10 protein-coding genes are annotated in these 10,830 nt (G+C 68.3%); 8 read left to right on the top strand and 2 right to left on the bottom strand.

From position 1 onward, the window contains the following. Window positions 1-116 precede the first annotated feature (116 nt). The 5 genes from rpsO (at window position 117) to ADK36_RS26555 (ending at window position 5,597) form a co-directional block, all read left to right on the top strand. Window positions 117-404 (top strand): 30S ribosomal protein S15, encoded by a 288-nt coding sequence (gene rpsO / locus ADK36_RS26535; RefSeq protein ID WP_030046008.1) that lies wholly within the window; start codon window positions 117-119, stop codon window positions 402-404. A 333-nt stretch (window positions 405-737) separates the two neighbouring features. Next, on the top strand, window positions 738-2,960 hold the full coding sequence (locus tag ADK36_RS26540) for a polyribonucleotide nucleotidyltransferase (protein WP_048584677.1): 2,223 nt from the start codon (window positions 738-740) through the stop codon (window positions 2,958-2,960). Beyond that, window positions 2,957-4,336, top strand: a complete 1,380-nt coding sequence (locus tag ADK36_RS26545) for a M16 family metallopeptidase (protein WP_053199325.1) — start codon at window positions 2,957-2,959, stop codon at window positions 4,334-4,336. Before ADK36_RS26540 ends, ADK36_RS26545 begins: the two co-directional genes overlap by 4 nt. Window positions 4,337-4,378: 42 nt before the next feature. Further along, complete coding sequence (gene dapB / locus ADK36_RS26550) at window positions 4,379-5,131, top strand: 4-hydroxy-tetrahydrodipicolinate reductase (protein ID WP_048584679.1); 753 nt, start codon at window positions 4,379-4,381, stop codon at window positions 5,129-5,131. Window positions 5,132-5,144: 13 nt separating this feature from the next. Continuing rightward, entirely contained in the window at window positions 5,145-5,597 is a 453-nt protein-coding gene (locus tag ADK36_RS26555; RefSeq protein WP_048584680.1) for a tetratricopeptide repeat protein, read from the top strand. Window positions 5,598-5,713: 116 nt separating this feature from the next. Here the strand turns inward: ADK36_RS26555 and ADK36_RS26560 are convergent, their stop codons facing one another. After that, window positions 5,714-6,268 (bottom strand): membrane protein, encoded by a 555-nt coding sequence (locus ADK36_RS26560; RefSeq protein ID WP_048584681.1) that lies wholly within the window; start codon window positions 6,266-6,268, stop codon window positions 5,714-5,716. A 91-nt stretch (window positions 6,269-6,359) separates the two neighbouring features. Beyond that, on the bottom strand, window positions 6,360-6,596 hold the full coding sequence (locus tag ADK36_RS26565) for a hypothetical protein (protein ID WP_048584682.1): 237 nt from the start codon (window positions 6,594-6,596) through the stop codon (window positions 6,360-6,362). 208 nt (window positions 6,597-6,804) lie between these two features. On the opposite strand from ADK36_RS26565, the gene thyX reads away from it, so the two are divergent. The 3 genes from thyX to ADK36_RS26580 all read left to right on the top strand — a co-directional run bounded on the left by thyX (window position 6,805) and on the right by ADK36_RS26580 (window position 10,496). Continuing rightward, window positions 6,805-7,545: an FAD-dependent thymidylate synthase gene (gene thyX / locus ADK36_RS26570; RefSeq protein ID WP_048584683.1), complete on the top strand. Its 741-nt coding sequence runs from the start codon at window positions 6,805-6,807 to the stop codon at window positions 7,543-7,545. 212 nt (window positions 7,546-7,757) lie between these two features. Beyond that, a complete protein-coding gene (gene dapA / locus ADK36_RS26575) occupies window positions 7,758-8,657 on the top strand; it encodes a 4-hydroxy-tetrahydrodipicolinate synthase (RefSeq protein ID WP_053199327.1) in 900 nt (299 codons plus the stop codon). A gap of 153 nt (window positions 8,658-8,810) precedes the next feature. Beyond that, window positions 8,811-10,496 (top strand): ribonuclease J, encoded by a 1,686-nt coding sequence (locus ADK36_RS26580; protein ID WP_048584685.1) that lies wholly within the window; start codon window positions 8,811-8,813, stop codon window positions 10,494-10,496. The last annotated feature ends 334 nt before the right edge of the window (window positions 10,497-10,830 follow it).

A 10,830-nucleotide genomic window follows, 5' to 3' on the forward strand; every position in this document is an offset into this window, starting at 1 on the left:
CCCGGGTTCGCCTGGGGGATGCGCCCAGCGGATCCCCGCCTCCCGAGTAACGGAAGCTCCCCCGAGACAAAGACCGGGGGCACTCGGTGGCCCATCAAAGACTACGAGGAGTACGCGTGCCGCTCGACGCCGCTACGAAGAAGCAGATCATCAGCGAGTTCGGTCAGAAGGAGGGCGACACCGGCTCCCCCGAGGTCCAGGTCGCCATGCTCTCGCGCCGGATCTCGGACCTGACCGAGCACCTCAAGACCCACAAGCACGACCACCACTCCCGCCGTGGTCTGCTGATCCTGGTCGGTCAGCGTCGCCGCCTTCTCCAGTACCTGGCGAAGAAGGACATCCAGCGTTTCCGTACGCTGGTCGACCGCCTCGGCATCCGCCGTGGTGCGGCGGGCGCCAAGTAAGACGCCGTGAGGGGAGCGGTTCCCGAAGAGATCGGGAGCCGCTCCCTTTGCCGTACGTACGGAACGTCAACCGTGCGTGCGGAAACATGCGGAGTGTCACACCCGCTTTGTAGTGTGGTAGCACAACGCAATACGGACGACACAGCACGACAAAGAAGAGGGGAAGCGCGCCTCGCCGCCGCCGGTCCTCGGTAGTGGCCCCCGGGGGAAGTGAGCCCCGGGTGCTTCGATCGAAGACCGGCCCGCACCGCACGGAGCGCTTCTCCACAACCGTCCCCCTGCCACACGGGCAGTGCCGGGACAAAAGACGACAAAGTAACGGAGAAAACGCTAGTGGAGAACGAGACCCACTACGCCGAGGCCGTCATCGACAACGGCTCCTTCGGCACCCGCACCATCCGCTTCGAGACGGGCCGCCTGGCCAAGCAGGCCGCTGGCTCCGCCGTGGCGTACCTGGACGACGACACCATGGTGCTGTCGGCCACCACCGCCTCCAAGAACCCCAAGGACCAGCTCGACTTCTTCCCTCTGACGGTGGACGTCGAGGAGCGGATGTACGCCGCCGGCAAGATCCCCGGCAGCTTCTTCCGCCGTGAGGGCCGTCCCTCCGAGGACGCCATCCTCACCTGCCGCCTCATCGACCGCCCGCTGCGCCCGTCCTTCAAGAAGGGCCTGCGCAACGAGATCCAGGTCGTCGCCACGATCATGGCGCTCAACCCCGACCACCTGTACGACGTCGTGGCGATCAACGCCGCGTCCGCGTCTACGCAGCTGGCCGGCCTGCCCTTCTCCGGCCCGATCGGCGGCGTCCGCGTCGCGCTGATCAACGGCCAGTGGGTGGCCTTCCCGACGCACTCCGAGCTCGAGGACGCCGTCTTCGACATGGTCGTCGCGGGCCGTGTCCTGGAGGACGGCGACGTCGCGATCATGATGGTCGAGGCCGAGGCCACCGAGAAGACCATCAAGCTGGTCGAGGGCGGCGCCGAGGCGCCGACCGAGGAGGTCGTCGCCGCCGGTCTGGACGCCGCGAAGCCCTTCATCAAGGTGCTCTGCAAGGCCCAGTCGGACCTCGCCGCCAAGGCCGCCAAGCCGACCGGCGAGTTCCCGATCTTCCTGGACTACCAGGACGACGTCCTGGAGGCGCTCACCGCCGCCGTCAAGCCGGAGCTCGCCTCCGCGCTGACCATCGCCGGCAAGCAGGAGCGCGAGTCCGAGCTGGACCGCGTCAAGGCGCTCGCCGCCGAGAAGCTCCTGCCGGAGTTCGAGGGCCGCGAGAAGGAGATCTCCGCCGCGTACCGCTCGCTGACCAAGACCCTGGTCCGTGAGCGCGTCATCAAGGAGAAGAAGCGCATCGACGGCCGCGGTGTCACCGACATCCGCACCCTGGCCGCCGAGGTCGAGGCCATCCCGCGGGTCCACGGTTCCGCCGTGTTCGAGCGTGGCGAGACCCAGATCCTGGGCGTCACCACCCTGAACATGCTCCGCATGGAGCAGCAGCTGGACACCCTCTCCCCGGTGACCCGCAAGCGCTACATGCACAACTACAACTTCCCGCCGTACTCCACCGGCGAGACCGGTCGCGTCGGCTCCCCGAAGCGCCGCGAGATCGGCCATGGCGCCCTCGCCGAGCGCGCCCTCGTGCCGGTCCTGCCGACCCGCGAGGAGTTCCCCTACGCGATCCGCCAGGTCTCCGAGGCGCTGAGCTCCAACGGCTCGACGTCCATGGGCTCGGTCTGCGCCTCCACCATGTCGCTGCTGAACGCCGGTGTGCCGCTGAAGGCCCCCGTCGCCGGTATCGCCATGGGCCTGATCTCCCAGGAGATCGAGGGCGAGACGCACTACGTCACCCTCACCGACATCCTCGGTGCGGAGGACGCCTTCGGTGACATGGACTTCAAGGTCGCCGGCACCAAGGAGTTCGTGACCGCCCTCCAGCTCGACACCAAGCTGGACGGCATCCCGGCCTCCGTCCTGGCCGCCGCCCTGAAGCAGGCCCGTGACGCCCGCCTCCACATCCTCGACGTGATGATGGAAGCGATCGACACGCCGGACGAGATGTCCCCGAACGCCCCGCGGATCATCACCGTCAAGATCCCCGTGGACAAGATCGGTGAGGTCATCGGCCCCAAGGGCAAGATGATCAACCAGATCCAGGAGGACACCGGCGCCGAGATCACGATCGAGGACGACGGCACCATCTACATCGGTGCCGCCGACGGCCCGTCCGCCGAGGCCGCCCGCACCACGATCAACGGCATCGCCAACCCGACGATGCCCGAGGTCGGCGAGCGCTACCTGGGCACGGTCGTGAAGACGACCACCTTCGGTGCGTTCGTCTCGCTCCTCCCCGGCAAGGACGGTCTGCTGCACATCTCGCAGATCCGCAAGCTCGCCGGCGGCAAGCGCGTGGAGAACGTCGAGGACGTGCTCGGTGTGGGCCAGAAGGTCCAGGTCGAGATCGCCGAGATCGACTCCCGCGGCAAGCTGTCGCTCGTCCCGGTCATCGAGGGCGAAGAAGGCTCCGAGGACGATCAGAAGGACGATACCGACAAGTGACGTCGAGTAGCTCCACGGCGACGGCCCGCACCTCTTCGGAGGCGCGGGCCGTCGCCCGTACCCAAACCCTGATCAAAGGCACCAACGGCATCGGCACGGTCCGCAAGACCACCCTCCCGGGTGGCCTGCGCATCGTCACCGAGACCCTGCCGTCCGTCCGCTCCGCCACCTTCGGCATCTGGGCGCACGTGGGTTCCCGCGACGAGACGCCGGCCCTGAACGGCGCCACGCACTACCTGGAGCACCTGCTCTTCAAGGGCACCACCCGCAGGTCGGCCCTGGACATCTCGTCCGCCATCGACGCCGTCGGCGGCGAGATGAACGCGTTCACGGCGAAGGAGTACACGTGCTACTACGCGCGCGTGCTCGACGCCGACCTGCCGCTCGCCATAGACGTCGTCTGCGACATGCTGACGGGCTCCCTCATCCTCGAAGAGGACGTCAACGTCGAGCGGGGCGCGATCCTCGAAGAGATCGCCATGACCGAGGACGACCCGGGCGACTGCGTGCACGACCTGTTCGCGCACACCATGTTCGGCGACAACCCCCTCGGCCGCCCGGTCCTCGGCACGGTCGACACGGTCAACGCCCTCACCGCCGACCGCATCCGCCGCTTCTACAAGAAGCACTACGACCCGACCCACCTCGTGGTCGCGGCGGCCGGCAACATCGACCACAACAAGGTCGTACGTCAGGTCCGCGCCGCCTTCGAGAAGGCAGGCGCCCTCAAGAACCTCGACGCCACACCCGTCGCCCCGCGCGACGGACGGCGAACCGTGCGCGCCGCGGGCCGCGTCGAGCTCATCGGACGCAAGACGGAGCAGGCCCATGTCGTCCTCGGCATGCCCGGCCTGTCCCGCACGGACGACCGCCGCTGGGCGCTCGGGGTCCTCAACACGGCGCTGGGCGGCGGCATGTCGTCCCGCCTCTTCCAGGAGGTCCGCGAGAAGCGCGGCCTGGCCTACAGCGTGTACTCGTACACTTCGGGCTTCGCCGACTGCGGCCTGTTCGGCGTGTACGCGGGCTGCCGGCCGTCGCAGGTCCACGACGTGCTGAAGATCTGCCGCGACGAACTGGACCATGTCGCCGAGCACGGCCTGTCCGACGACGAGATCGGCCGCGCCATCGGCCAGCTCCGCGGCTCCACGGTCCTCGGCCTGGAGGACACCGGCGCCCTGATGAACCGCATCGGCAAGAGCGAGCTGTGCTGGGGCGAGCAGATGTCCGTCGACGACATGCTGGCCCGGATCGCCGAGGTGACACCGGACGACGTCCGCTCGGTCGCCCGCGAGGTCCTGGGACAGCGCCCCTCGCTGTCGGTCATCGGCCCGCTGAAGGACAAACAGGCGTCCCGGCTGAACGACGCCGTGGCCTAGCCCCTCCGCCTTCGGAACATCCGACGTAAGGAAGCAAGAGAGATGAGCAAGCTGCGCGTAGCGGTCCTCGGCGCCAAGGGCCGTATCGGCTCCGAGGCGGTACGGGCTGTCGAGGCCGCCGAGGACCTGGAGCTGGTCGCCGCCCTGAGCCGGGGCGACAAGCTGGAGACCCTGGCGGAGACCGGCGCCCAGGTGGCCGTCGAACTGACCACGCCGGACTCGGTGATGGCCAACCTCGACTACTGCGTGAACCACGGCATCCACGCGGTCGTCGGCACGACGGGCTGGACCGACGAGCGCCTCACGCAGCTGAAGGGCTGGCTGTCCGCCTCCCCGGAGACGGGCGTGCTCATCGCCCCGAACTTCTCCATCGGCGCGGTCCTGACGATGAAGTTCGCGCAGATCGCGGCGCCGTACTTCGAGTCGGTCGAGGTCGTCGAACTGCACCACCCGAAGAAGGTCGACGCCCCCTCCGGCACCGCCACCCGCACGGCCCAGCTCATTGCCGAGGCGCGGCGGGCGGCCGGCACGGCCCCGGCTCCGGACGCCACCGAGACCGCCCTCGACGGCGCGCGCGGCGCGAACGTCGACGGCATCCCGGTCCACGCGGTCCGTCTGCGCGGCCTGCTGGCCCACCAGGAGGTACTGCTCGGCGGTGAGGGCGAGACCCTGACCATCCGCCACGACTCCCTCCACCACAGCAGCTTCATGCCGGGCATCCTGCTCGGCGCCCGCCGCGTGGTGACCACTCCGGGCCTGACCTTCGGCCTGGAACAATTCCTGGACCTGGGCTGACCGAGGCTCCCTGATGCGCGCGAAGCTCTCCTATGCCATAACGGCCGCCGTCCTGGTCGTCTACTTCGTCCTGGTCGGCAGCCGTGGCGTGATGCTCATCCAGTCCGGCACGGTCATCACCGTCACCTTCGGCGTGGCGGTGCTGATCCTGCCGGTGATCGGTGTGTGGTTCCTGTGGAAGAACACCCAGTTCGTCCGCAGGGCCAACGCTCTCGCCGCCGAACTCGACGCCGAGGGCGGCCTCCCCGTCGACGAGCTGAAGCGCACCCCCGGGGGCCGCATCGACCGTGACTCGGCCGACGAGGTCTTCGCCCGTCGCAAGGCCGAGACAGAGGCATCCCCCGACGACTGGCGCAGCTGGTTCCGCCTGGCCATCGCCTACCACGACGCCCGCGACACCCCACGCGCCCGCAAGGCGATGCAGAGGGCTATCGCTTTGCACGACGGCCGAACCGTCGAGGCCTGAGCCCTCTACGCCGACGAGTCAGCTGTACGCCGACGAGTCAGCCGTACGGACACGATTCAGCCGTATACGAAGGGCCGGCCCGCAGCAGCGGACCGGCCCTTGGCAATCTGGCGTGCTCAGCCGCGTGTGTTCTCCGCGGCCCACACCTCGACCGCGTCGGCGGCCCGGTCGAACGCCGCGACCCGGGCCAGGAAGTCAGTGTTGTGCGTGGTCATCAGCGTCGGCATGTCATCCGCCGCACGACCCCGCTCCACGAGCATCAGCGCCTGCCCCTGCACCGTGCGCGGCAACCCCAGCCAGCGCACCGGCTGCTGCACCGTCCGCACGGCGACCACCTGCTGCCAGGGCACCGTACGCGTGACGAAGAACCTCACCTGGCGCAGCCCGCGCGCGCTCACCCACACGCCCATGCGCAGCAGCCGCAGGGCCCCGGCGATGACGGCCAGCGCGATGCCGAAGATGACGGCAGCCTCGGTCACCGTGCCAGTCAGGGCGATGATGACCGCCGCGAAGAGCACGTACGAGGCGAGCAGCAGCCACAGCGCCGCCACGCCCACGCGCCATGGCCCGGGACGGTAGGGGCGCCGCCAGCGGTCGAGGTCGTCGAAGGGCAGCGCGACGTCGTCGGCTGCCTCGAATGCGCGGTCGGCCGTCAGGAAGGGCAGGGGCACGGCTGGTCCTCACTCAATCCATGCATGGGCTGTGCCCGGTGAGGCTAATCGACCCGTACCCCCACTCACCACTCCTGGGGGGCCGGTTGAGTCAGTGCCCCTGAGAGGCTTGTGACTGCTGGGTCTGCGTCGCGGTGTCGGTGGACAGCGCCGGCATGCCCACCACCAGCGAGCCCACCAGCCCGGCGACGATGGTGAGTCCCAGCAGCCAGCGCCCGGCCATCTGACCGACGGACGCTCGCTCAGGGGGTGGGGGAGTCACATTGCTGCGGAACCTGTCGGCCTCGGCGAGGAAGGCGAACGGAACGGGCTCGCGCCGACCGAACATCAGGGACTTCTCCTCTCGGAATCGTGTGGGTGACTGTCACCAACACAGACGAGCGAGTGCCCCAAAAGGTGCCCGGTTTCACCGAATTCACAGAAATTCGCTGAAGTTCGCCGAGGTATGTCGCGACCCGGCACCGAACGCCCCGTTGTCAGTGCCGGGCCGTAGAGTGGGCGCCGCCCACAGAAGTGATGGAAGGACCCTCCGAGCCGTGACCGACACCCCCGCCGACGACCTCAAGCCAAGCTTCCTCAGTGACGTCACCGTCGAACTGGTCAAGCACAGCGCGGCCGACTCCGACGTGCTGTGGGCCGCCCGCGTCTCCACCGCCGGCGAGCAGTCCCTGGACGAGCTGAAGAAGGACCCGGAGCGCTCCAAGGGCCTGATCAACTACCTGATGCGGGACCGGCACGGCAGCCCCTTCGAGCACAACTCGATGACCTTCTTCATCAGCGCCCCGATCTTCGTCTTCCGCGAGTTCATGCGGCACCGCGTGGGCTGGTCGTACAACGAGGAGAGCGGGCGCTACCGCGAGCTCCAGCCCGTCTTCTACGTCCCTGGTGAGGCCCGCAAGCTGGTCCAGGAGGGCCGCCCCGGCAAGTACGTCTTCGTCGAGGGCACCCAGGCCCAGCAGGAGCTGACCGGCCGCGTCATGGAGGACTCGTACCGGCAGTCGTACGAGGCCTACCAGGAGATGCTCGCCGCCGGCGTCGCCCGCGAGGTCGCCCGCGCGGTCCTCCCGGTCGGCCTGTTCTCCTCGATGTACGCCACCTGCAACGCCCGCTCCCTGATGCACTTCCTCGGCCTGCGCACCCAGCACGAGCTGGCCAAGGTCCCGTCCTTCCCGCAGCGGGAGATCGAGATGGTCGGGGAGAGGATGGAGGCGGAGTGGGCCAAGCTCATGCCGCTGACGTACGCCGCCTTCAATGCGAACGGCCGTGTGGCGCCGTAAGGCACCCACGTTCTCCGACCGGGCAGGGCCGCATGGATCAGCCGGGCGAAGTGTCCGTATTGCGGCATTTGGAGAAGTTCATCTAGCCTGATCAAACGGACCCGGCACTGCTTGAACCCCCGAGCAGGCAGTGCCGGGCTCCATATTTGTCCTGACTTTCCCGCACCCCCCGAGGGCAGACCAGGCCGGGCGCAACGAGTAGCGTGTAACCCATGGCTCCGACCTCCACTCCGCAGACCCCCTTCGGGCGGGTCCTCACCGCCATGATCACGCCCTTCACGGCGGACGGCGCACTTGATCTCGACGGCGCGCAGCGGCTCGCCACGCACCTGGTGGACGCAGGCAACGACGGCCTGATCATCAACGGCACCACCGGCGAGTCCCCCACCACCAGCGATGCGGAGAAATCGGACCTGGTGCGGGCGGTACTGGAGGCCGTCGGCGACCGAGCCCACGTGGTGGCCGGAGTCGGCACCAACGACACCCGCCACAGCCTGGAGCTCGCCCGCGCGGCGGAGCAGGTCGGCGCACACGGCCTCCTGGTCGTCACGCCGTACTACAACAAGCCCCCGCAGGAGGGCTTGTACCGGCACTTCAAGGCGATCGCCGACGCCACCGAGCTGCCGGTCATGCTCTACGACATCCCCGGCCGCAGCGGCGTCCCGATCAACACCGAGACGATCGTCCGCCTCGCCGAGCACCCGAGGATCGTCGCCAACAAGGACGCCAAGGGCGACCTCGGCCGCGCCAGCTGGGCCATCGCCCGATCCGGCCTCGCCTGGTACTCCGGCGACGACATGCTGAACCTGCCGCTGCTCTCCGTGGGCGCGGTCGGCTTCGTCTCGGTCGTCGGCCACCTGGTCACCCCCGACCTCCGCGCGCTCGTCGAGGCGTACATCTCCGGCGACGTCCAGAAGGCCACGGAGATCCACCAGAAGCTGCTCCCGGTCTACACCGGCATGTTCCGCACCCAGGGCGTCATGACCACCAAGGCCGCGCTCGCCCTCCAGGGCCTGCCCGCAGGACCGCTGCGCGCACCGATGGCCGAGTGCGCGGCCGAGGAGATCGAGCAGCTCAAGATCGATCTTGCCGCAGGCGGGGTACAGCTCTAACACCAGACTTCGCGCGCGGCGCGCGCACCAGACTCCACAACTGAATAAGCGGGCCACCGGTGCCCGCACCCCACAACGACAACTGCTTCTGCACGAACGTCATGCGCGCCACGTGCCCTACCGGTACGTGGCGCGTGTGGTGAGGAGAGTCTTTTGAGTCATCCGCATCCTGAACTCGGCACGCCTCCGCTGCTCCCCGAGGGCGGCCTACGGGTCACCCCACTCGGCGGCCTCGGCGAAATCGGCCGAAACATGACGGTCTTCGAATACGGCGGCCGACTACTGATCGTCGACTGCGGAGTGCTCTTCCCCGAGGAGGAGCAGCCCGGAATCGACCTGATCCTGCCGGACTTCTCGTCCATCCGGGACCGCCTCGACGACATCGAGGGCATCGTCCTGACCCACGGCCACGAGGACCACATCGGCGGTGTCCCCTTCCTGCTCCGTGAGAAGCCGGACATCCCGCTGATCGGCTCCAAGCTGACCCTCGCCCTCATCGAGGCCAAGCTCCAGGAACACCGCATCCGCCCGTACACCCTCGAGGTGGCGGAGGGGAACCGCGAGCGCATCGGCCCCTTCGACTGCGAGTTCGTCGCGGTCAACCACTCCATCCCGGACGCCCTGGCGGTCGCGATCCGCACCCCCGCCGGCATGGTGGTCCACACCGGCGACTTCAAGATGGACCAGCTCCCGCTGGACAACCGGCTGACCGACCTGCACGCGTTCGCACGGCTGAGCGAGGAGGGAATCGACCTTCTCCTCTCGGACTCGACGAACGCGGAGGTCCCCGGCTTCGTCCCGCCCGAGCGAGACATCTCCAACGTCCTGCGTCAGGTCTTCGCGAACGCCCGCAAGCGGATCATCGTGGCGAGCTTCGCCAGCCACATTCACCGCATCCAGCAGATCCTGGACGCGGCCCACGAGTACGGCCGCCGGGTCGCTTTCGTCGGCCGCTCGATGGTCCGCAACATGGGCATCGCGCGCGACCTCGGCTATCTGAAGGTCCCGCCGGGCCTGGTGGTGGACGTCAAGACCCTGGACGACCTGCCGGACGGTGAGGTGGTCCTGGTCTGCACGGGCTCCCAGGGCGAACCGATGGCGGCCCTGTCGCGCATGGCCAACCGCGACCACCAGATCCGCATCGTCCAGGGCGACACGGTGATCCTCGCGTCGTCGCTCATCCCCGGCAATGAGAACGCGGTCTACCGCGTCATCAACGGCCTGACCCGCTGGGGCGCGAACGTCGTCCACAAGGGCAACGCCAAGGTCCACGTCTCGGGCCACGCGTCCGCGGGCGAGTTGCTGTACTTCTACAACATCTGCCGCCCGAAGAACCTGATGCCGGTCCACGGCGAATGGCGCCACCTGCGCGCCAACGCCGAACTGGGCGCCCTGACCGGCGTCCCGCACGACCGCATCGTCATCGCCGAGGACGGCGTCGCCGTCGACCTCATCGAGGGCAAGGCGAAGATCTCGGGCAAGGTCCAGGCCGGGTACGTGTACGTCGACGGCCTCTCGGTCGGCGACGTGGGCGAGCCGGCTCTGAAGGACCGCAAAATCCTCGGTGACGAGGGCATCATCTCGGTCTTCGTGGTGGTGGACTCCTCCACCGGCAAGATCACGGGCGGCCCGCACATCCAGGCGCGCGGCTCCGGCATCGAGGACTCCGCCTTCGGGGACGTCATCCCGCGGATCACGGAAGTGCTGGAACGGTCGGCCCAGGACGGTGTGGTCGAACCGCACCAGCTCCAGCAGCTGGTGCGCCGGACCCTCGGCAAGTGGGTCTCGGACACCTACCGCCGCAGGCCGATGATCCTGCCTGTGGTGGTGGAGGTCTGACGGTCCGTCGGACGTTCGACTGCGTGAACCCGGAGCGGGGCGCCTCGATTTGCATCGAGGCGCCCCGCTCCAGTACGTTTACGGCTCCGCCTGAACGGGAACCCGGCAGCTTCGTGCACCGGAACCAGTCCCCGGAGGGGCGGGAATTCCGACTCAGAATCTCTGATAAAGTCGGAGCCGCCGGAAAGGGAAACGCGAGAGCGGAAACCTGGAAAGCGCCGAGGAAATCGGATCGGAAAAAGATCTGATAGAGTCGGAAACGCAAGACCGAAGGGAAGCGCCCGGAGGAAAGCCCGAGAGGGTGAGTACAAAGGAAGCGTCCGTTCCTTGAGAA

The sequence above is a fragment of the Streptomyces viridochromogenes genome (genome assembly GCF_001270495.1).
Taxonomy (GTDB): Bacteria; Actinomycetota; Actinomycetes; order Streptomycetales; family Streptomycetaceae; genus Streptomyces; species Streptomyces viridochromogenes_A.